Genomic DNA, 21565 nt, shown 5'->3' with positions numbered 1-21565 from the left:
GACCCGTTGCGGCCACGCACACTCATCTTGAATCCCTGGCACCGACACTGGTCGGCACGAAGAGTCTCGCCGGGTGAAGCGGGGTCCCGGTCCGGTCGCGAACCTGGCGTTGGGGAAGTACGCCAGGGTCGTTCCGGACCGGGGCCTCGATCCACCCGAAGCCCTGTCCATCGTGTGCCATTCCTCGGCTACAAGACCGCGTTCAGTGCGGCCGAGTTGGCTGCCGAGAAGTTCTCCTCGTGCTCGTTCTGGTACTCGCGCCACTTCTGCGCGTCCCAGATCTCGAGGTGATCGAAACTGCCGAACACCACGCACTCCTTGGTCAGCTCCGCGTACTCCCGATGGTCGGGAGACAAGCTGATCCGACCCTGCCCGTCCGGGCGCTGCTCCTCGGTGCTGGCGAAGAAGTAGCGCTGAAAGGCTCGTGCCTGCGGATCGTTACGGGATGCCTCCACAATTCGGGCGGCGATCTCGTCGAACTCCTCGGCTCGAAACACCGACAGGCTGTGGTCTTGGCCTTTTGTGACCATCACGCCTCCTGCCAGTGCGTCGCGGAACTTGGCGGGCAATGTCAGTCGCCCTTTGTCGTCCAACTTGGGTGTGTAGGTGCCGACAAATCGAACGGACGACATGTCGACACCTCCTGCCCCCTGAGCGATCCGTTCCGGTCCGTCTCACCCAGTGCTGCCACAGTACCCCACTTTCCACCACTTTCCACCCCTTCCACCCCCTGAAGTCGCCATCCAAAACTATTGCTGCAGGTCAACACAGATAAACACGGTGGTGGATGACACCACGCGCCGCGTGTCCCAGCCCGCCATTCGTGTGTCCAGAAGGACGAAACAGCATCAAAGTGACTGATGGGAGCCAGTTTTGTGCCCGGGTGGGGAGATGTGGGGAACCCGGTGGGGCGCTGTGGGGACCGCGGTGGGGCGGCGTGGGGAATCAGGGGCCGCACAGCTGGCGGCGGCGTCGCGGGAGCTCCGGAGTGGGAGGTCCGATCAGGCAGACCAGAGCGATGGGTGCATGGCCCCACCAGAAGGCAGGGTTAGAGGTGAGGTGGCCGGCCGGGCCGGTGCGGACACGGCGTGCTCACCCGCATACGACAACAGGGCAACACATTGGTGCGATGTGTTGCCCTGCTGTTTGTGAGATCTGACTATCTCAAGGAGTGGTGGAGGCGTAAATGTGTGTCCTATCGAAGGCCGTGGGTGCTGCAGCACACACATCCTTCGATACGACACACAATGTGGCCGAAGGGAGACGCCTGATCAATCAGGCGCCTGGGTCACTCCTGGTCGAAGCGGCGGTTGAACCGTTCTTCCATGCGCTCGGTGAACTTGCGCTTGCCTGCCGGCCGCGCGGGGGCCTCGGCGGGTGCCGAATTCTCGGGACCCGAGCGGCCACCGCCCCACAGAGCGAGGAGGCCCGCGCCGAACATCACGAGAAATCCGATGAGGCTGACGACGGGAAGCCCGGCCACGCTGAGGCCCACCAGTGGGCCGACGACGAGCAGCACAAGACCCACGACGAAGACCGCCGCCGCCTGAAGACGACGACGACCCGACGACCGGCCAAGCCGCCGACGCTTCACGCTGGACGCGAACTTCGGGTCCTCGGCGTAAAGAGCACTTTCGATCTGTTCGAGCATGCGCTGCTCGTGCTCCGAGAGTGGCACCGACCCTCCTTACTACGTTGCCGATTCACACATCAACGAGATTGTGGCGACCGCGGACGCCAGTCTCGTGACATGTGTTCGCGGCTTACTGCTTCCATGATACGAGGTGATTGCAAGCGCGACCACCATAACCACCCGACCGTCGCATCGAAGCCGCCAATAGCGACAATTCGGGACCTGTGATCACGTCGGGTGAAATGACCGCCATCCGAACCGCCGTACGGCGCCGTCGGCCGCGAAGCGCGAACCGCAGGCGCGGACGAGCCGATGAATCAGGCGATGTGGTCGTAGCCGTAGTCGGACCGGTCGACCGCTTGGTGCGCAAGCTTTCCCTGTTCGTAGGCGACGATGATGTCTTCGACGGCGTCGAGAAACGACAACACGCGGGAGCGGAGCGCCACGACCGTCGCACCCTCGACGGAGCGACGCAGGCCTGACTCGATCTCCATGCGCACAGACGACATCCGGGCAAACGCCTCGGCGAACTCGGCCAGATCAGGAACAGCCGACGAGATCCGCGACCACGCATTGGGGGACACGCGTCGAGATGCTCGCTTCGCGGGTGGTTCGTAGACCGCGAGTGCCGCTCCTGCCGCCCGCAGCGCCGCCAAGTAGTACTGGCGGAACCGTTCGGCGTCGTCTGGCACGCCGTCGGCATTCTCGACCAGGATCTCTGCGCGATCGAGGAGGTCGCGAGCACGCACGACGACCATCGGGTCGATCTCCGGACGCACCACTGCACCTCGCCGTGCGTGACGCACTGTGCCGCGCGTCGGCCTATGGACTGCCATCTCGCGCTCCCTTCGGTGTTGCGTCCGCTCGACACCCGAGCGGCTTCCACGTTCCTGTGTGACCAAGTCGTTCGTGTGTGACCAAGTCCCGGTACGGTCCGGCGATGCACGCTTCCCTCGTCCGTCGCCGGACCGCCCAGACTGTCGTGGGTGACGCAGAACGGCTTGCGGAGGCACGTTCATCGAACACCCGTTCGACATATTCAATATAGCTAGAACGGCGACACTCTTCAAGAGGAGATGTGGCCCCATTCCCGACAGCAGAAGCGTAGAACTCGGTACCGACATTCCCGATCGGCTGCGGCCTGCCAGGAACGCGACGCGCGCGGCGGACTGCGGGAGGAAGGACAACGAGCAGTTGGCGACCCGACTCGTTCGGTTGACCGGCCAGGACTCCCCGGCCTGGCTCGACGCTGCCCTGAATGTCTACGTGACCGCGATGGACTACCCGCGTGGCACCGAGCACCACCGGGTTCCGCTCTGGCGCGAACACATCGCCCGACGCGGGTGGACCGCATACGCGGCGCTGACGGCCGTCTCCCCCGACATCCGGCTCGACCCCGACGCGGAGCGTCGACGTATCGGCCCTCCGGTGTCGCCGTCGGGGCACGAGATCATGGTCGGCATCGCCTACGGCTATCGCGGCGCCGACGACCAGTGGTGGAATCACCAACTCAGGACCGGACTCCGACTGTCCGGCTGCGACCGCGACACCATCGAACGCATCGCAACCAACTACTTCGAACTCACCGAACTCCACGTCCACCCGACCGCTCAGGGCCACGGCATCGGCGAATGGTTGCTGACCGCGCTGCTGAGCGACCGCCAAGAAGACCACGTCCTGCTGTCCACCCCGGAGATTCCCGCCGAACGAAATCGCGCGTGGTCCCTCTACCGCAGGATGGGCTTCGACGATGTGCTGCGCCACTTCACCTTCACCGGCGACCCACGACCCTTCGCTTTCCTCGGTCGACGACTCCCGCTCGACGCTGCTACCGAACCTCTCACAGGCACGCCACCAGCGGCGGCGCGGTGAGCCGCCGAGGCGACTCAGGCCACAAGCCCCGGCACGACGCCGTTGTCGTGGGTGCAGGTCACAACGGCCTCATCGCGGCCGCCTACCTCGCCCGCGCGGGACGTTCGGTCCTCGTCGTGGAACGCGACGACATCCCGGGCGGCGCTGTTTCGACCGTCGAACGCTTTCCGGGCTATCGAGTCGATCGCGGATCGTCGGCACATCTGATGATCCGACACCCCCGATCATCGACGAGCTCGACCTCTCCGCGCACGGTCTGCGCTATATCGACTGCGACCCTTGGGGTTTCGCACCCGCTACGCAGGACGGACCACCGTTGGTGTTCCGCACCGACCTCGACGCGACCTGCGCGTCGATCGCCGCCGCGTGCTCAGACGCCGACGCGGACGCCTACCGACGATTCGTCGACGTGTGGGGTCCGCGGTCGCGAGCTGTGCTCGACGCGTTCAACTCGCCGGCAACGCTCCCCCGGTTCGGACGGGCTTTCACCGGTATCGGCAACACCGCCCACACCGCGCGTACCGGGTTCATCGGTAGGCGTGCGGGGTCTCTGATGTCGGCGACCCAGGAACTGATGATGTCCGGCGACGCCCTCCTCGATCGCTGGTTCACCTCCGAACGACTCAAAGCGGCTCTCGCCTGGTTCGGCGCGCAATCGGGTCCGCCGATGAACGCGCCGGGTACCGCACCCATGGTCGGGTTCGCCGCGCTCATGCATCGGATTCCCCCTGGCAGGGCGGTCGGCGGCAGCGGCGCGCTCACCGAATCCCTCCTGCATCGCCTCGACGCCGACGGCGCGCAGGTACTCACCGGGTCGCCCGCGACGTCGATCAGTCGGTGTGGCGATCATTGGCGCGTGCAGACCGGCGAGGACAGCCACTGCACCGACCAGGTGATCGCCGCCTGCCACATCTTCGCAACGCTCGACATGCTCGACGCCGGGCGAGCTGCTCCACCAGCGGAGATCGATCGGTGGCGGCGCGAGATCGACATCGGTTCCGGCATCGGGATGGCAGTCCGGCTCGTCACACGCGCACTCCCCGCCTACCGCGACCTGCCGTCGGACCTTCCACCGCACGGCGTGCATTCGGCGCTGGGACTCCTCGTCGCCGATCGCGCACAGCTTCGTCGCGCGTACACCGCGGCCTCGGTCGGCGAGTTACCACCGCGCCCACCGTGCGTCGTGATGAGTTACTCGGCGATCGACCCGACACTTGCTCCCGCACAACGACATTCGATCACCGTATGGTCGCAGTGGCATCCCCGACAGTTGCGCGAAGGACAGTGGTCGACGGCCGGCTCGGTCGCCGCGGACGAGATCCTCGCCGAAGTCGATCGCCACGCACCGGGGTTCAGTGCGTCGGTCGACCATCGTTATGTACAGACGCCGGCCGATCTGGAATCCGAACTCGGGCTGGTCGGCGGCAACATCATGCACGTCGAGATGACGATCGACCAGATGTTCGTCTATCGGCCGCACCCCGACCTGGCCGGGCACCGTGTACCCGGCGCGGCAGGACTGTTCCTCGCCGGGGCGTCGACGCATCCCGGCGGTGGGGTGACCGGTGCCAGCGGGCGTATCGCAGGGCAACTCGCGATCGCGGCGAGCCGATGGCGTCGCTGACGCTCCTCATCCGGCACTCCGCATCCGACACTCCCCATCCGACACTCCCCGCCTGACACACGCCGCAGGGTGTGCGAGGCGACGGTGCCCTTCTGGCACGATGAGCACGTGCAACCGGCTACCACGCGACGCCCGACCGATCCGACGCGCAGACGTTCCGCGCGAACCGCGGTCGCGTCGGTGTTGATCCTGCTCACGGCCATTCCTCTGCTGTCGGGGTGTCTGACCCGCTCGACCACCGTCGGCGACCGGTATGCCGGCACGGTCATCGTCGCCACCTCGCCGGACAATCCCAGCGGCGCGCCACGACTCGACATTCCCGAATCGATGCGCAACAACGTGTCGACCTCCGACTACCGCGAAGGCCCCAACACGGGTGGGGGCGACTCGGCGAACCCGTCGGCTTCACCGTCTCCGGGCGCCCCGTCCGCAAGCGCCCCATCCGCAGGCGCACCGTCGACCGGGACACAGCCGGGGACCACAGGGCAGGGCGCGAGCCGGGTCGGTACCAGGGCGACGTTCTCCGATCTGACCGCCGGTCAGCTCAGTCAGCTCGGCGACATCGTCGCCAACGCGTTCGGCGACACGTCGATGACGATGGAGCTGAACGCCAAGCGCAGCGGCGACGTCGTGCGCTTCCGCGGCAGTGCAGATCTCAACGGACTCGAGGAACGCGATTACCTCAAGTTCACCCTGGCGTTCGCTGGTCCGATCACCGCGAGCAACGTCGCGAAGCAGGATTCGGAGACCTCGGTCACGTGGACACCCGAACCGGGCAAGGTCACCGAGTTCATCGCCGATGCGACATACCCCGACCCCGCGACCGCGGCGTTCACCGGATGGACGTGGCTCCTCGTGATCGTGTGCCTGCTCGTCGTCGCGCTCGTCATCTGGTTGGCGTACTCGCACCGCGACACGAGCCCTCGCCCCGGGCGGCCGCGGCCGGTGCGTCGAAGCGCACCCGTCCAAAAGGCAACGGCACCGAAGGCAGCAACACCGAAGGCAGGCGCCCAGCCTTCGACGGCCGCACCCGCCGCGCACGCAGAATCCGCGACGACGCCGTCGGGTGGCGACAAGCCGAAGAGCACAGGCTCCGCTGGCTAGGCCTCCCAGCGGGGCAGTTGCGCCGGCTGGCGCCGGTTAGTTCGACGAGACGAGCGGCAGGGCGTCGGAGGTGTCGACGCCAAGCCGGTCGAGTACCTCGCAGGTGGCCTTGGCAAAGTTGAGGCTGATGAAGTGCAGCCCGGGGACGCCCTCAGCGATGAGACGTTGCGACATCTCGGTGGCGATGTCGATTCCGACCGCGCGCACCGCTGCCCTGTCTTCCTGTTCACCGGAACCCGCGGCGGCGATCAACCGTCGCTCGACGCTCTCGGGCAGGACCGAGCCTGACAGCTCGACCATCCGTCGGACCGAGGCAAGCGACGTGATCGGCATGATCTCGGGGATGATCGGCTTGGCACCCTGCTCGGCGTCGGCAGCAGCGACGCGGTCGCGCAGGCGGAGGTAGAAGTCGACGTCGAAGAACAGTTGGGTGACCGAGTACTCGGCGCCCGCGCGGAGCTTGCTCACCAGTACGCGGGTGTCGTGGTCGAGATCGGGAGCGCGGTGGTGGCCCTCGGGGAAGGAGGCCACACCGACGTGGAACTGGCCGAGTCCGCCGATCAGGTCGACGAGTTCTTCGGCGTACGAGACGCCCTCGGGATGCTTGACCCACTCACCGAGCGGATCTCCGGGCGGATCACCGCGCAGCGCAAGGATATTGGTGATGCCCTTATCCGCGTACGCGCCGACCAGCGAGCGCAGTTCGGCGATCGAGTGGTTCACCGCGGTGAGATGGGCGACCGGCACCAGCGTCGTCTCGGTCGCGAGTTGCCCCGCGATGCGCACGGTGCGATCGCGGGTGCTGCCACCCGCGCCGTACGTCAGTGACACGAACGCGGGATTGAGCCGCTCGAAGACACGCACCGCACGCCACAGGCGTGCTTCACCCTCGGCATCTTTCGGTGGAAGGAACTCGACGGAGAAGGGCACCTGTCCCGGATGCGGCGCAGACAGACGTTCGACGACGGACGGCACCGGGGCGGATGAATTCACCGGACCAGTGTACGGGCTAGCCTGTGACACGTGACCTCGACCGCTCCCGTCCCCACGCGCCTCGCCGAGGTTCCCGGCGCAGTCGAATCCGTGCTGCGCGACTTCCTCGGTACCGCTGTGTCAACAGCCGCGGCCATTTCGCCGGTCGTCGGGTCGTCGGCGCAGGTCGTCGCCGATTTCGTGCTGTCGGGCGGCAAGCGCATCCGGCCCGTCTTCGCGTACGCGGGGTGGCAAGCGGGCCGCAGCGACGCCAACGGTGTCCCGACCGGCCTCACCGACGCCGACGCACTGCGGATCAGTGCCGCCCTCGAACTTGTGCAGGGGTGCGCGCTCATTCACGACGACATCATCGACGCCTCCGACACGCGGCGCGGCAGACCAACGGTGCACCGGGTCTTCGAGCGCGGCCATCGCGACGCCGGATGGCGCGGCGACGCGGCCGAACACGGCGTCGCGTCGGCTGTTCTTGCAGGCGATTTCGCGCTCGCATGGGCCGACGACCTTGTCCACGGGTACGTCCCGGCGACCGTGTCGCCCGCGGGAAGGCCTCTGACGGGCCCGCAGGTCGCGCCCCTGCCACCGGGAGTGATCGCAACATGGGCGGCCATGCGTACCGAGGTCCTCGGCGGTCAGGTCCTCGACATCGTCAACGAGGTCAGTGGCGAGGAATCGACGGAGGCCGCCTATCGGGTGATGGAGTTCAAGACGGCGGCGTACACGGTCGCGCGTCCACTCGAGCTCGGTGCCCGCGCCGCGGGTGCCTCCGAGGAACTCGTCGACCAACTACGTTCGGTCGGCCACGATCTCGGCATCGCGTTCCAGTTGCAGGACGACCTTCTCGGTGTGTTCGGTGATCCGGTCCGAACCGGCAAGCCTTCGGGCGATGACCTCGTCGCAGGTAAGCGGACAGCGCTTCTCGCGCTCGGACTGTCCCGCGCCGACGCGGACGATCCCGCACTCGGCGACACGTTGCGGTCGGTCATAGGCACCGAACTGTCAGCAGACGAATTGGCCACTGCGCGCGGCATTCTGACCGATGTGGGCGCCGTCGCCGACGTCGAGCGAACGATCGACACGCTGCTCGACTCCGCCGTCACCACCCTCGAGAGCACCGACATCGACGATGCCGTGTACACCGACCTCGTTGCCGTCGCGCGTCGTATGGCGCATCGCGACGCCTGAGCGTGGGCACCGACGTGACGGTGGCCGCAGAAGCGCGTGTGGACCGCGGATCGTCGACGACGCGGCGCACTCTCATCGCCGGTCTGATCGGCTCGATCATGGTGTCGCTCGGCGGTTTCGGCATCGCAGACATCCCCCGCAACCACCCGATACTGACCGACACCGGACTGAGCTGGCTCACCTACGGACACGGTAAATCGCTGTGCGGCATCACATTCTGGGTCGGCGTGACGCTCATGGTGATCGCATGGATACGCCTTGGGCGCATCCTGTGCGACCGCACGCGTGATCACAGCGGGCTCCACCTGGGCAGGTGGGTGCTGGCGTGGGCCGCACCGTTGATGGTGACCGTGCCGCTCTACAGTCGCGACGTCTACGCCTACCTCGGCCAGGGCGCCCTGTTCGGGGCGGGCTTCTCCCCATATGCCGACGGCCCGGCTCACAATCCGGGACCACTCGTCGACAGCATGGCGCAGGTCTGGGCGTCGACCACTGCGCCCTACGGTCCGCTCTTCGTGTGGGTGACACACCTTGTCGTCGCCGTGACCGGTGATCACGTCATCCTGGGTGTGCTCGCCATGCGACTGGCCCTGCTGCCGGGACTCCTGTTGTCGCTCTGGGCAATTCCGCGACTCGCCCGCCACTTCGGGGCGTCGGCCGCCGCCGGGCTGTGGCTCGTGCTGTTCAACCCACTCGTCCTGATCCACCTGGTGGGCGGACCGCACGTCGAACTACTCATGATGGGTGTGTTGTCCGCGGGGATGGCGTTGGTCGTCACCGGGCGACACGTCGGCGGGCTCGTGCTGCTCGGCTGTGCGGTCTCGATCAAGATCACCGCCGGGATCGCGGTCCCCTTCGTGCTGTGGATCTGGTTGGCGCACATTCGACAACGGCGCCAGGTGGGCGCGCGCGACGTGGCTCTCGTGCTCGCCGCGATCGTGGGCATCACCGTTGCGGTGTTCGCGGCGTGGACCGCGCTCGTCGGGCTCGGCCTGGGTTGGCTCACTGGTTTGGGCTGGGCGGATCGGATCGTGAACTGGTTCACGCTGCCGACGGTTGTCGCCCACCTCGTGACGCTCGTCGCCGCGCCGTTCACTCCGCTCAACCTGCAGACCGTTCTGCCGATCACCCGGCTCATCGGCGAAGCGCTTCTCGCGGTCATCCTCGTCGTGTTGTGGTGGCGGCAGCGGCATTCCGAGCGAGACGCGATGGCGGGCATCGTGCTCGCCATGCTGGCCGTCGTGATCCTCGAACCGTCGACGCTCCCCTGGTACTACACGTGGGTGCTGTGTCTGGCCGTCGCGTTCACACTGCCGACGTGGGTGCGCGCACTCGTCGTCGGCATCTCGACGTTCATGCTGATCGTCTTCCAGCCCGACGACTCGATCTTGTTCTACAAACTGCCCGAGACACTGTTGGCGCTGGCGCTCGGTGGCCTCGCGGCCGCGTCGGTGATGCGACCAGATCCGCTGCGGATCGGCGCTCTCGGACGTCGGATGTGGGGTGTCAGAACGCCTGTGCCTGCGCGCGACGGATGACTTCGCGGGCCGAGTGGGTGTGCAGCGCGTCTGCGGGTGTCAGGCCGAGGTCGTCCTGTTCGGTGAACAGCCACGCCATGATCTCGTCGCGTGTGTAGCCGCCGTCGAACAATACGTCGACGAGTCCGGTGAAGTGTTTCGCGATGCCTTCGTCGTCGAAGAACACGCGCGGCACCGCGGGCTGACCGTCACGCGAGATCGCCAGCAGGTGATGATCCCGGATGAGGTTGCGCACCTTGTTCGTCGAGACATGCAGGCGTGCAGCGACGTCGTCGAGTGAATAGGTGGCGGTGTCGGCGGGGAGGGTGTCGGTCGAGAGGGGCAGAGAACTCACCCGCCTGAGATTACCGTTTCGCCGCGCATGCCGACAGGCGGTTGTCACGCTGTGCACAACTCGTCATTCGGGTACACGCCACGGCGTCCGGGTATGGGCCCGCGGTCGGTGGTGCCGGGTAGATTCGACGTCGTGAACAGCCCGGCCGACACCCTGCTCGGTGCGGTCCTCGAGGACCGCTATCGTCTCGACGCGCCCATCGCGCGCGGCGGGATGTCGGCGGTCTATCTCGGCGCCGATCTGCGGTTGGGTCGCGACGTCGCGGTCAAGGTGATGGATCGACGCTACTCGGGCGACCCACAATTCGTGCGGCGCTTCGAGTTCGAGGCGCGGGCGGTCGCAGGCCTCAAACATCCGGGCCTGGTCGCGGTCTACGACCAAGGCATCGACGACGGCACCGCGTTTCTCGTGATGGAACTCGTCGAGGGTGGGAGCCTGCGCGAGTTGCTGCGCGAGCGGGGACCCATGCCGCCGCACGCCGTCGTCGCGGTCGCCGATCCCGTCCTCGGCGGTCTCGGCACCGCGCACCGAGCAGGACTCGTCCATCGCGACATCAAGCCCGAGAACGTCCTGATCTCCGATGCGGGCGAGGTCAAGGTCGCCGACTTCGGCCTGGTACGCGCGGTCGCGGACGCGGGTGTCACCTCGGCGAGCGTCATCCTGGGCACCGCGGCGTACCTGTCGCCCGAGCAGGTCGAGTCCGCCGACGCCGACGCCAGGAGCGACGTCTACTCCATGGGCGTCATGATGTTCGAATTACTCACCGGCAGAACACCTTTCCACGGCGACTCACCACTGGCACTCGCCTACCAACGACTCTCCTACGACGTCCCGGCCCCCGGCGACGTCATCGACGGCGTGCCCGAGGAGATCGACGAGGTGATCCTGCGCGCCACCGAACGTCGGCCGCGCGACCGCTACGTCGACGCCTTCGAGATGCGCGACGCGCTGCTCGCCGCCGCCGACGATCTCGACCTGCCGCCTTTCACCGTTCCCGCACCGCGCCGCTCGGCCGAGCGGGAGACGATGGTCCGGATACGCGCCGCACAGGCCGCCGCGGCGCGCCCACAGCCGCGCCCGGTGGCGCCGCGCGCTGTCCCCGCAACGGCACAGCAACCGGTCGCGGCGTCGCTCGTCGCGCCTCCGCAGCCGACGACAGCACCACCCGCGACGACCAAGCGTCCCACGGTGATTCCCGATCGACCGGCCGATGACACCCCCACCCACGACCCGGGGCGCGGAAGGTTGCAGGCGCTGATCTGGCTGACCGTCGTCCTGCTGGTGGCCGCAGGCGTCGGCTCGGCCGGCTGGTGGGTCGGCGCGCTGATCGTGGGCTGACCGCTCAGGACGTCGAGATGCTCAGCCGCGCAACATCTCCGCGACGAGGAATGCCAGTTCCAGCGACTGCTGGGTGTTGAGCCGCGGATCGCACGCGGTCTCGTATCGGCCCGCCAGGTCGACGTCGGAGATGTCCTGTGCGCCACCGAGACACTCGGTCACGTTCTCTCCGGTGAGCTCGATGTGGATACCACCCGGGTGTGTACCGAGCGCGTGATGGACCTCGAAGAAGCCCTGCACCTCGTCGACGACGCGGTCGAAGTGCCTGGTCTTGTACCCGGTCGGCGAGGTGTGGGTGTTCCCGTGCATCGGATCGGACTGCCAGATCACCTTGTGGCCGGTCGCCTCCACCGCGCTCACGATCGGCGGCAGCACCTCGCGCACCTTCGAGTTGCCCATGCGGGCAACGAAGGTCAGCCGTCCGGGACGGTTGTGCGGGTCGAGCCGTTCGACGTATTCGACGGCCTGCTCCGGCGTCGTCGTCGGTCCGACCTTGACCCCGATGGGGTTACGGATCAGCTCGGCGAACGCGATGTGCGCACCGTCGAGTTGGCGGGTGCGCTCGCCGATCCAGAGGAAGTGCGCCGAAAGGTCGTAGAGCACCTTCTCGTCGAGTTCGGACGCATTGCCGGAACCGTCGAGGTCGGGATTGTCGGCCAGGCGCAGCATCGCGCGCTCGTAGTCGAGCACGAGCGCTTCGTGTGAGGCGAAGATCGCGGCGGACTTCAGGCTCGAATCGGTGACGCCGCAGGCGTCCATGAACTTCAGGCCGCGGTCGATCTCGCCTGCGAGGGCCTCATACCGCGCGCCGGCGGGTGACGTCCGGACGAACTCGCGATTCCAATCGTGGACACGACGCAGGTCGGCTTCGGCACCGGTCAGTGCGCGCACCAGGTTCATCGCTGCCGACGCGTTGGCGTACGCGCGGACCAGGCGGGACGGATCGTGCACTCGTGCCGCCTCGACGGGCGGGAATCCGTTGACCATGTCGCCGCGGTACGACGTCAGGCCGAGCGCGTCGACGTCGGCCGAGCGTGGCTTGGCGTACTGCCCGGCGATGCGGGCCACCTTCACGACCGGCAGGCTCGCGCCGTAGGTCAGTACAACGGCCATCTGCAGCAACGTGCGGATGTTGCCCTTGATGTGCGGTTCGGTGTTGTCGGCGAACGTCTCCGCGCAGTCGCCGCCCTGCAGCAGAAAGGCGCGGCCCTCAGCGACATCGGCGAGCTGCGACGACAGCGCCTCGACCTCTGCCGGCATGCAGATCGGCGGCACACTCTCGAGCACCGTACGCATCCGGTGGGCGTCCTCGGGATCCCAGCTCGGCTGCTGGAGTGCCGGCCTGCTCATGGCGTCGGCAAAGCGCGCCTGCAGGTCGCCGGGAAGCGGGGGCAGTTCGGGAAGTTCGTCGATCGGAACGTCTACGGTCCAGTTCACCACCCCTCCAGCGTAATAGGCGCCGACGACGCCCCCGCAGGTCGGCCCCGTCGGCTAGCCGGGCTCACGCACGCACACCGCCGGCACGCTCGATGGCCTCCCACTTGCGCAGGTTGTGTCGAGCATCACTGAGGGCGTCGTGAGCGTCGTCGGGCGCGGACGGCAGAGGCGGCCGACCGGCAGCCTCCCAGTGCTGTTTGAGCTCACGCGTGAAACGCGGAACAGCGCGGGGCAGCTCGGTCATCGGCCCCCACAACTGACACAGAACGACGTGGTCATAGGCACCCACCCACGCCCACAACTCGATGTCGTTGCCTTTTTCCGTCAGGAACTCCAGCAGGCCTTCGCGGATCTGCGCCCGCGACCGCCACAGCGGCGAGGAGGGGGACGGAAGCTTGGGCAGGACGTTGGCGCGCACCCAACTACCGGCGCGCCCGGGATCGAATTCGGTCGACACCGCATAATATTCACGACCGTCCTCTGCGACGACACCGATCGATACGAGATCGATCGTGCGGCCGTCCTCGATAAACTCCGAGTCGTAGAAGAAACGCATACCGCCAAGTATTCGCCACCGAACGCGCACACCGACACCCGACCGACCCACATGCCCCCGACGCGGGGCCTACACAAAGGCCATCGATGCCCACATTCTGCAGCGCCGCGGACGCCCGGCTCCGTCGGTGGGTTCCGACGCGGTGGGCGCGCGCGCTCATCGTCGTCGCATTCGCGGCGTCGTCGCTACTCCAGATGATCGGTGTGCCTTTCACCAGCAGTTTCGGTACCAGAACGCGTATCGATCTCGACGTCTACCGGCTCGGGGCACAGATCTGGCAGCAGGGCCAGAGTCTCTACGCCGACGGCTCGATGCCGTTCACCAGCGACGGCATCTGGCTGCCGTTCACCTACCCGCCGTTCGCCGCGATGGCCTTCGTACCGCTGGGCGCAATGACGCTCACCATCGCGGGTGTCGTGATGTCACTGATCACGATCGGACTCCTCGTCGTCGTCGTGCACATCGTGCTGACGGTGCTCTCCGTCGGGCGCATCGGCAACCGGTGGTGGCTCGCTCTTCTGGTCTCCACTGCCGCGCTGTGGCTCAATCCGATGTGGATGACGCTCGGCTTCGGTCAGATCAACGTGATCCTCATGGCGATGATCGTCGTCGACGTCTTCCTCGTCGGACGGGGGCGTCGCCGCGCGCTCGGGCCTCTGCAGGGTGTTCTGGTGGGACTCGCGGCGGCGATCAAGCTGACCCCGCTCGTCTTCATCGTGCTGTTCGCATCGGCTCGACGCTGGCGGGCGGTCGTCACGGCCGCCGCGACGTTCGTCGCCGCAGCCGCCCTGGCATGGATCTGGATGCCGTCGGATTCGTGGGGGTACTGGACACACACCTTGTTCCACACCACGCGCATCGGTGATCCATCGGGCCGGATCAACCAGAACCTCAACGCGATGTGGATTCGGCTCCTCCCCGAGGCGAGCGCCGCACAGCTCGCGTGGGTGCTCAGTTCACTCGTCGCAACGGCACTGGCGGGCGCCGCGTTGTTCGCATGCAAGCCCGTCGCGGCTTTCGGCCGGGGCGCGGGTCGGACCGGACGCGTCAACGCCCTCCTGGCGACCTGCGTCGTCGCGGTCTGGGGACTTCTCGTCTCACCGACATCGTGGGCACACCACTGGGTGTGGTCGATTCCGCTGATCCTGACGAGCCTTGTGGTGGCCGCGCGCACCGACTCGCGGCGCGCGTACGTGGCCTACAACGCGATCGCCGTCAGCGGCATCCTGATCTTCGCCGTCGGCCCGTACCAGTTCCTGCCGATGGTTGCCCGACACTGGACCGTATTCGACCACATCGTCGGAAACGCGTTCTCGCTGTGGGGAATCGCCGCTTTGGTCGTGATCTGGCTGCTTCCGTTCTCCCCCGCGCCGGCCGCCACACGAGCAGCCGATCAGCCGCTCGCCGAGATCCGATCTGCCTGAGCGGTGATTCCCGCGCGGCGCCGGCGCCCGAACTGACGGCCGATGTGAGTCAGGCGGCCGAGGCCTCGCCCGACTGTGCGGGCTCCTGCACGTCGGGCTTCGGCTCCTTGAGCGAGGCGGCGTAGATGTCGACGTACTGCTGACCCGAGAGCTGCATCAGCTCGTACATGATCTCGTCGGTCACGGCACGCTCGATGAAGCGGTTGCCCTGCATGCCCTCGTAGCGGGCGAAGTTCAGCGGCTTGCCGATCTTCACCTTGACCCTGGTCGGGCGCGGCAGCACGGTTCCGGGCGGGTTGAAGGTGTTGGTGCCGATCATGGCGACGGGGATCACCGGCACCCCGGTGTCGAGCGCGACTCGGGCGAGTCCCGTCTTGCCCTTGTAGAGGTTGCCGTCGGGCGACCTGGTGCCTTCCGGGTACATGCCCATCAGGTTGCCTGTCTCGAGCTGGCGCCGCGCGGCCTTGAGCGCATCGGCGGCCGCCTCCGCACCGGTCCGGTCGATCGGGATCTGACCGACGGCGGTGTAGAACCACGCCTGGAAGCGACCCTTGATACCGGTGCCGTTGAAGTACTCCGCCTTGGCGAGGAAGTAGATTCGACGCGGCACCATCAGCGGCAGGAAGAAGCTGTCCATCACGGCGAGGTGGTTGCTGGCGAGAATCGCCGGTCCGCGTTCGGGGAGGTTCTCGAGGCCTTCGACCTCAGGACGGCCGAGCACCCGCAGGAGCGGTCCGAGGAGAACGTACTTGAACAGGTAGTACCACATTTTAGACTCACTCCATCATCGCCGCGTCGCCACTTGGTGAAGTCGTCGTCGGACTGAGCACCGAGAGAACTCGAAGAGGGGCGAGTTTCCCGGTGAGCCGACGGGACGTTGTGAGATGACTCTACTCAAGCGCCCAGACCCGCGTGGGCCATAGGGCGTGCTCTCAGTGTGCCGTCGACCACCCTGCGTCGCCGAGCGCCAGACCTTCGGACCGTAGTGCCGCGCGCGCCACCTCTGCGGCGCCGATGACGCCCGCGCTCTCGCCGAGCTGGGTGCCTCGAATCCGCGCGAGCTGCCGGTGCCCCGAACCGGTGATCAATCTGGCGTAGTGCTCACGCGCCTCGTCGAGGAACAGTCCCGACGCCGCGCCGACGCCGCCTGCGAGCACGATCAGGTCGGGGTCGAAGATGTCGGCGATCATCGCCAGCCCCTGACCGAGTGACGCCGCGAAAGCGGCGAACGCGGCGATCGCGACCGCGTCACCGTCGGCGGCGGCACCCGCGACACGACGCCCCGTCAGCGACCCGGGATCGGCTGCGACGTCGGCGGCGAGCTGGCTTCTCCCCCAATCGCCGTCGGCAAGCAATTCGACGACGGTGTCGACCAAAGCCGTTCCGCTGCAATATCTTTCCCAGCATCCGCGCTTGCCGCATGAGCACGGCCGACCGTCGGGGACGACCGTCAGATGTCCGAGCTCCGGGGCTACACCGAAACTGCCGCGATAGATCTCGCCCTCGATGAGCAGTCCGGCACCGATACCCGTCCCGATGGCCAAGACCAGCGAGTTGTGTCCGCGCGCCGCGGCGCCGAATCGGAACTCGGCGACGGCCGCGGCGTTGGCGTCGTGCTCTGTGACCACGGGCAGACCGATGCGCGCACTCATCTCTTCTGCGACACGTGCCTCACGCCACGGCAGGTGTGGCGCGAACCGGACGACCTGCCGATCGGGGGTCAGAAAGCCTGCCACCGCGAGGCCGACGGCGCGCGCCGCCCACCGTGAGGTGAGTTCGCCGACGAGCCGATCGAGGCAGTGCTCGAGGGCCAGCGCCGTGCCCGGCGTCGCGGCCCGCAGGGTGTCGAGCATCCGTCCACGTTCGTCGACCACGGAGGCGCGCACACTCGTGCCGCCGATGTCGATGCCGATCGTCAACTCGCCCATTACTTCTCAGTTCTCATCACGTCTGGGTGTCGCCATCGAGATGCCTGCGGTCAACGAAGGGATCGGCGCCGTGCTCGCGCGTCGCCCGGTGTGGCGTCGACGTGCCGATACGGACCGCGATCGGTTGGTACTGCGCGGTCGGCGGGGTGTGCGCGGCCGGAGTCGCGCGTAGCGCGTTCGCCACGGCCTCCAGCACCGCGATGAGTGCGGCTATCAGCCGGGAGATGAGGTCGCCGATCTCGGCGACGAGTGAACTGATCTCGCCCGCGACGTCGCCGAATGCCTGGTGGCGCGCGCCCGTCCCCCGGGCTGCCCCGGTCGACGTCGACTGCCCTCCTCCGCCGATGATGGCGGCGAGCTGGTCGATCTGCGCTGCGATGCCCAGGACGAAGTCGCGGACAGGGTCACCGACGGGGTCTCCGGTGAACGCGTCGTCGCGGTCTCCTGGCGTCTCCCGTCCCCCCGACGGATTGCCACGGTCGTCGCTGCTCATGTCGGGCGGCTGGTCCTTTGCTGGTGGCGGGCCCCGGTACTCGCCCGGGGACATGTGCACCGAAACGCTACCCGCAACCTCACCGTCGAGGCCATACCGCTGGGTCGGGACGGAACCGGATGCGCACCTGTTGGCCATCCCAGTCGGCGTCGTCGACGACGCATCGCCGCAGCACAGAAGGCAACGGCAGGCAGTGGCGCAGACCGTCGACGGTGACGAGGAGGTCGTCGCCCGAGCGTCCGAGCATGAACCGACCGGGGTCGGGAAGCGTTTGCGGCCAGGACAATTCGTACGTGGTGTCGAGGCCGTCCGCCTCGTCGCCGACAACCGACAGCGCCGACGAGCCGTGCGCGCGACCCGACGGCGCGAGCAGCGTCACCCCGAGCTTCTTCAGTCGTGCCGGCCGGTCCAGCGGCGTGTCGAGCGCCGCGACACCACGAATGTCGACGCCGGGCGCGATGTCGATTTCGTCGGGCACGAGCTCCCGACGGCCCGATTCGGCGGTGGCGTCGTCGAGGTAGATGGTGCGCAGCGGGAGTCCGAGCAGGTCGATGGACGCGAGCTGATGCGGCAACAATCGGGCTCCGCGATGCCCGCTGCCGACCACGAGGTGTGCCGCTGTGGTGTCCGCGTCACGCAGTAGCTCGGCGACGTCGGCGCAGTCCCGGTCGATGGTGTCGACCGCGGTGGTCAGTTGTGCGACCGCCGGACGGTCGGCCGCGGCCGCGAGCCTGCGATGCCTCGGCCATAGCCGGTCGAGAGAGTGCCGAAGCGTCGACGGCGCATCGAGCAATTGGTACGGATCCCCCACTCCGGACAGGTCGACGACGATGCGCTGCCACTGACCGCTGACCGCCTCGTCGCGAATCCGCCGCAGCAACAAGGCATCCTCGACGCCGGGCAGCGATGTCACCTCCGCCTGGTCGATGCCTGCGAGGGTGTCGACGAAGGGCAGTGTGATCTTGGAGCGTCGCACGGTGTCGGCGAGGAGTTCGGCGAACAGCGCCCACGACGTCGTGGCCGACGTGAGCCGCTCGAGGCAGAGCAGGTGCAGATGCGACGACACCGCGACGACGTCGTTGGGCGAGCGGAACACACCGAGAATGTCGGGGACCGGCGAGCAGCGGTCGACCGTGACCAGGAGGGTGTGCCGATCGGCGGCGAGCGGTGAGCGCACCTCGGGCCTGCGCGCGCGGGGTCGGCTGACCGCGCCCGCGGCCGCGACCGCGGTCACCCCGGATCCCCCCGGACCGAAGACGGTGTGAATAGGCGTCAGGTCGATCAGCCTTCGACCCTCTTCTTCAGATCGTTGAGCGCGGCGTCGGTGATCGCTTTCTCGGCACGCCGCTTGAGCTGCCCGATCATCGGAACCTGCAGGTCGACCATCAACTCGTAGGTGACCTTGGTCGAGCCGGGGACCTGTCGGCTGAGCACGTACCGGCCACGCTGATCCTTCTGCAGATCACTCGACACCAGAACCCACGAGACCTCGTCGCCGCCTGCACCCCACGTGTAGCGCAGCACGTAGGTGTCCTGGAGCACGCCGGCGTCGAGTAGGAAGCGCACCTCCGACGCCCTGCCCGCCGAGTCGCGTTCGGTGACCTCGACCTCCCGCGCCGCGGTGACCCACTCCGGGTAGTGCTCGAAGTCGGAAATGACAGCCATCACCTCGGCGGCGTCGGCGTTGATGACGATCGAACGCTCGGTATGGTCGGCCATCAGCTCGCCACGCTTTCACTGATCGCGGGATCGCCTGGGGCGCGGCCCGATTCGAGAAGATCCTTGATCTCGAACGTCACCCGTTTCCCGATCACGCGGTAACGATGGTTGAGGCCGGCCACGTCGGCTCCTGCCGAATCACCGGTGGGTTCTGCATGAAGGAAATAGTGCAGTACGAACCCGTCGAGCACCGGCTCGCACCAGAATTCCATCGTTCCTCTCACCGGACCGTCGACCCGCCAGCGCATACCCGCGGCACCGCGATCCTCGGCCACCTCTATGCGCAGATCGGGCCACCAGGATCGCCATCGTCCGCGATCACCCACCACGGCAGCCACCAACTCGGGTGCCGCAGCGACGAATGTCTCATCCGCCACCTGAATGCTCGTCACGCCTCTTAGCTTCACATACTCGCGACGGGAGCGGATAGACCCCTCATACGTGACACAACTCCGGCGCGGTTGTGGGTGGCCAAAAGTCCGGGGATACGATTGACCGCGAGTGTCTGATGCCAACGATGGCGAAAGGTCGTCGATTAACAAATGAGTGCCGCGATGAATGAGTACAGCGTCCCCGCCGATTTCACGATCGAGGAGGACGAGAACTGTACTGACATCTTGTTCGGTCTCGCCGAGCGCACTCCCGCCTCGACGGTGTTTCGGCGCGAGGAAGGCGGCGAGTGGCTTCCGGTGCGGGCAGACGACGCCGTCAAGCAGATCACGGCCATCGCCAAGGGCTTGATCGCCTCCGGTGTGGCTCCCGGCGACCGCGTCGCGGTCCTGTCCCGCACGCGCCTCGAGTGGATCCTCTTGGATTTCGCAATCTGGTGCGCAGGCGCGACGACCGTTCCGATCTATGACTCGTCGTCGTCGGGTCAGATCGACTGGATCATGCGGGATTCCGGCGCCTCCGCCATCATCGTCGAAGACGACGGACATCGCGCAGAGTTCGAGGCGGTCGGCGATCTGCCCACAGCCGTCCAGGTGTTCCAGATCGATCCGAAGGCCGGCCCCGGTGCCGTCGAACTCCTCATCGAGGCGGGCAAGGACGTCTCCGACGACGAGATCGCCAAGCGGCGTGCATCTCTCAAGTCGAGCGACCCGGCGACGCTCATCTACACCTCGGGAACCACCGGCCGCCCCAAGGGGTGCGAGCTGACGCACTCCAACATGCTCTCGGAGATCCGCGGTGTTCTGCAGGGCAACCTGAGCACCCTGCTCGCGCCGGGCAAGCGACTGCTGATGTTCCTGCCTCTCGCGCACGTCCTTGCGCACGCGATCACCCTCGTCGCTATCGAGGCGCGGGTCGAGGTCGGTTTCACCGGCGACACCAAGAACATCGTCGCCACTTTCGGGCAGTTCAAGCCGTCGCTGATTCTCTCGGTCCCCCGTGTCTTCGAGAAGGTGTACAACTCGGCCCGCCAATCGGCTGCCGACGGCGGCAAGGGCAAGATCTTCGACGCCGCGAGCGCCACCGCGATCGAGTACTCGGAGAAGTCGGAGAAGGGCAGTGTCCCGCTACTGCTCAAGGTGAAGCACGCCGTCTTCGACCGCCTTGTGTACAGCAAGCTGCGCACGGCGCTCGGTGGGCAGTGCGAGCTCGCCATCTCCGGTGGCGCGCCGCTCGGTGCAATGCTCGGGCACTTCTTCAACGGAGTCGGTATCCCCGTCTACGAGGGATACGGACTGACCGAGACCACCGCGGCGTTCAGCGTGAACACCCCGGGTGAGATCAAGATCGGGACCGTCGGAAAGCCCGTGGCGGGCAACACCGTTCGCATCGGCGAGGACGGCGAGGTGCTGCTGAGCGGCGGCGTGGTCTTCCACGGCTATTGGAACAACCCGGACGCCACGGCACAGGCGCTCGAAGACGGCTGGTTCCACACCGGCGACCTCGGCAACATCGATTCCGAGGGCTTCATCACCATCACCGGCCGTAAGAAGGAACTGATCGTGACCGCCGGCGGCAAGAACGTCTCGCCGTCAGGTCTCGAGGACGTACTGCGCTCCGCCCCGCTGGTGTCACAGGCAGTCGTCGTCGGCGATCAGAAGCCGTTCATCTCGGCGCTCATCACCATCGACCCCGAGGCCTTCCCCGGTTGGAAGGAGCGGATGGGCCTCCCGTCCGACGCCGACGTCTCATCCCTCATCAACGACCCCAAGCTGCGCGCCGAAGTTCAAGCCGCCGTCGACGAGGCGAACAAGACAGTCTCGCACGCAGAGGCGATCAAGAAGTTCCGCATCCTGCCGTCCGACTTCTCCGAGGAGACCGGCGAGATGACTCCGACGCTGAAGGTCAAGCGCAACGTGGTCGTCGACAAATTCGCCGACGACATCGACGCGCTCTACACCAAGTCGATTATACACATCTGACGCTGCCGACGATCGCAT

The 21565-nt window shown here is 67.0% G+C and carries 20 protein-coding genes and 1 pseudogene; 8 read left to right on the top strand and 13 right to left on the bottom strand.

Annotated features, from left to right (window positions below; translation table 11 throughout):
* Positions 1-188: 188 nt before the first annotated feature.
* The 3 genes from mraZ to A5785_RS03140 form a co-directional block, all read right to left on the bottom strand.
* The gene (gene mraZ / locus A5785_RS03150) at positions 189-632 is read right to left on the bottom strand and encodes a division/cell wall cluster transcriptional repressor MraZ (protein WP_005176306.1); all 444 of its coding nucleotides are present in this window, start codon (positions 630-632) and stop codon (positions 189-191) included.
* A gap of 656 nt (positions 633-1288) precedes the next feature.
* Entirely contained in the window at positions 1289-1678 is a 390-nt protein-coding gene (locus A5785_RS03145; RefSeq protein WP_049698241.1) for a DUF3040 domain-containing protein, read from the bottom strand.
* A gap of 272 nt (positions 1679-1950) precedes the next feature.
* Positions 1951-2469, bottom strand: a complete 519-nt coding sequence (locus A5785_RS03140) for an SAV_6107 family HEPN domain-containing protein (RefSeq protein WP_049698242.1) — start codon at positions 2467-2469, stop codon at positions 1951-1953.
* A 358-nt stretch (positions 2470-2827) separates the two neighbouring features.
* Here A5785_RS03140 and A5785_RS03135 point away from each other — a divergent pair, with 358 nt between their 5' ends.
* The 3 genes and pseudogenes from A5785_RS03135 to A5785_RS03125 all read left to right on the top strand — a co-directional run bounded on the left by A5785_RS03135 (position 2828) and on the right by A5785_RS03125 (position 6233).
* Complete coding sequence (locus tag A5785_RS03135; RefSeq protein ID WP_049698243.1) at positions 2828-3505, top strand: GNAT family N-acetyltransferase; 678 nt, start codon at positions 2828-2830, stop codon at positions 3503-3505.
* A pseudogene (locus A5785_RS03130) lies at positions 3502-5129 on the top strand (phytoene desaturase family protein). The gene A5785_RS03135 and the pseudogene A5785_RS03130 overlap by 4 nt, the downstream one beginning before the upstream one ends.
* Before the next feature lie 108 nt (positions 5130-5237).
* Positions 5238-6233 carry an LppM family (lipo)protein gene (locus A5785_RS03125; protein WP_442902836.1) on the top strand — a complete coding sequence of 332 codons (996 nt, stop codon included), beginning with the start codon at positions 5238-5240 and terminating at the stop codon, positions 6231-6233.
* Between the two features lie 36 nt (positions 6234-6269).
* Here A5785_RS03125 and A5785_RS03120 read toward each other — a convergent pair whose 3' ends face one another.
* The gene (locus tag A5785_RS03120) at positions 6270-7256 is read right to left on the bottom strand and encodes a methylenetetrahydrofolate reductase (RefSeq protein WP_064864528.1); all 987 of its coding nucleotides are present in this window, start codon (positions 7254-7256) and stop codon (positions 6270-6272) included.
* Here A5785_RS03120 and A5785_RS03115 point away from each other — a divergent pair, their 5' ends adjacent.
* A complete protein-coding gene (locus tag A5785_RS03115) occupies positions 7257-8408 on the top strand; it encodes a polyprenyl synthetase family protein (protein ID WP_064864526.1) in 1152 nt (383 codons plus the stop codon).
* 20 nt (positions 8409-8428) lie between these two features.
* Positions 8429-9946, top strand: a complete 1518-nt coding sequence (locus tag A5785_RS03110; protein WP_064864562.1) for an alpha-(1->6)-mannopyranosyltransferase A — start codon at positions 8429-8431, stop codon at positions 9944-9946.
* Here A5785_RS03110 and A5785_RS03105 read toward each other — a convergent pair.
* Positions 9915-10280, bottom strand: a complete 366-nt coding sequence (locus tag A5785_RS03105; protein WP_064864524.1) for an Rv2175c family DNA-binding protein — start codon at positions 10278-10280, stop codon at positions 9915-9917. The genes A5785_RS03110 and A5785_RS03105 overlap by 32 nt on opposite strands.
* Before the next feature lie 132 nt (positions 10281-10412).
* On the opposite strand from A5785_RS03105, the gene A5785_RS03100 reads away from it, so the two are divergent.
* Positions 10413-11618, top strand: coding sequence for a protein kinase domain-containing protein (locus A5785_RS03100; RefSeq protein ID WP_064864560.1), 1206 nt, complete (start codon positions 10413-10415; stop codon positions 11616-11618).
* Positions 11619-11639: 21 nt separating this feature from the next.
* On the opposite strand, the gene A5785_RS03095 is transcribed toward A5785_RS03100, so the two are convergent.
* Both A5785_RS03095 and A5785_RS03090 read right to left on the bottom strand, forming a co-directional pair.
* Positions 11640-13058, bottom strand: a complete 1419-nt coding sequence (locus A5785_RS03095) for a class II 3-deoxy-7-phosphoheptulonate synthase (RefSeq protein WP_064861952.1) — start codon at positions 13056-13058, stop codon at positions 11640-11642.
* A gap of 61 nt (positions 13059-13119) precedes the next feature.
* The gene (locus A5785_RS03090) at positions 13120-13611 is read right to left on the bottom strand and encodes a polyadenylate-specific 3'-exoribonuclease AS (protein WP_064861964.1); all 492 of its coding nucleotides are present in this window, start codon (positions 13609-13611) and stop codon (positions 13120-13122) included.
* An 86-nt stretch (positions 13612-13697) separates the two neighbouring features.
* Between A5785_RS03090 and A5785_RS03085 the strand changes: the two genes are divergently transcribed.
* Positions 13698-15035: a glycosyltransferase 87 family protein gene (locus A5785_RS03085; RefSeq protein WP_064864519.1), complete on the top strand. Its 1338-nt coding sequence runs from the start codon at positions 13698-13700 to the stop codon at positions 15033-15035.
* 49 nt (positions 15036-15084) lie between these two features.
* On the opposite strand, the gene A5785_RS03080 is transcribed toward A5785_RS03085, so the two are convergent.
* The 6 genes from A5785_RS03080 to A5785_RS03055 all read right to left on the bottom strand — a co-directional run bounded on the left by A5785_RS03080 (position 15085) and on the right by A5785_RS03055 (position 19582).
* On the bottom strand, positions 15085-15804 hold the full coding sequence (locus tag A5785_RS03080; protein WP_064864518.1) for a lysophospholipid acyltransferase family protein: 720 nt from the start codon (positions 15802-15804) through the stop codon (positions 15085-15087).
* A gap of 163 nt (positions 15805-15967) precedes the next feature.
* Entirely contained in the window at positions 15968-16963 is a 996-nt protein-coding gene (locus A5785_RS03075) for an ROK family protein (protein ID WP_049698251.1), read from the bottom strand.
* A gap of 16 nt (positions 16964-16979) precedes the next feature.
* A complete protein-coding gene (locus tag A5785_RS03070) occupies positions 16980-17456 on the bottom strand; it encodes a hypothetical protein (RefSeq protein ID WP_064864516.1) in 477 nt (158 codons plus the stop codon).
* 79 nt (positions 17457-17535) lie between these two features.
* Positions 17536-18723 carry an ArsA-related P-loop ATPase gene (locus A5785_RS03065; protein ID WP_064864515.1) on the bottom strand — a complete coding sequence of 396 codons (1188 nt, stop codon included), beginning with the start codon at positions 18721-18723 and terminating at the stop codon, positions 17536-17538.
* A gap of 14 nt (positions 18724-18737) precedes the next feature.
* Positions 18738-19175, bottom strand: a complete 438-nt coding sequence (locus A5785_RS03060) for an SRPBCC family protein (RefSeq protein WP_049698253.1) — start codon at positions 19173-19175, stop codon at positions 18738-18740.
* Complete coding sequence (locus tag A5785_RS03055) at positions 19175-19582, bottom strand: hypothetical protein (protein WP_197494507.1); 408 nt, start codon at positions 19580-19582, stop codon at positions 19175-19177. Before A5785_RS03055 ends, A5785_RS03060 begins: the two co-directional genes overlap by 1 nt.
* Before the next feature lie 147 nt (positions 19583-19729).
* Here A5785_RS03055 and A5785_RS03050 point away from each other — a divergent pair, with 147 nt between their 5' ends.
* Positions 19730-21547 (top strand): AMP-dependent synthetase/ligase, encoded by a 1818-nt coding sequence (locus A5785_RS03050; RefSeq protein ID WP_064864558.1) that lies wholly within the window; start codon positions 19730-19732, stop codon positions 21545-21547.
* Positions 21548-21565: the final 18 nt, after the last annotated feature.

Source organism: Gordonia sp. 852002-50395_SCH5434458 (assembly GCF_001665905.1).
Classification (GTDB): Bacteria; Actinomycetota; Actinomycetes; order Mycobacteriales; family Mycobacteriaceae; genus Gordonia; species Gordonia jacobaea.
Note: the sequence above shows the minus strand (reverse complement) of the source record. Positions and strands in the feature narration are given on the sequence as shown.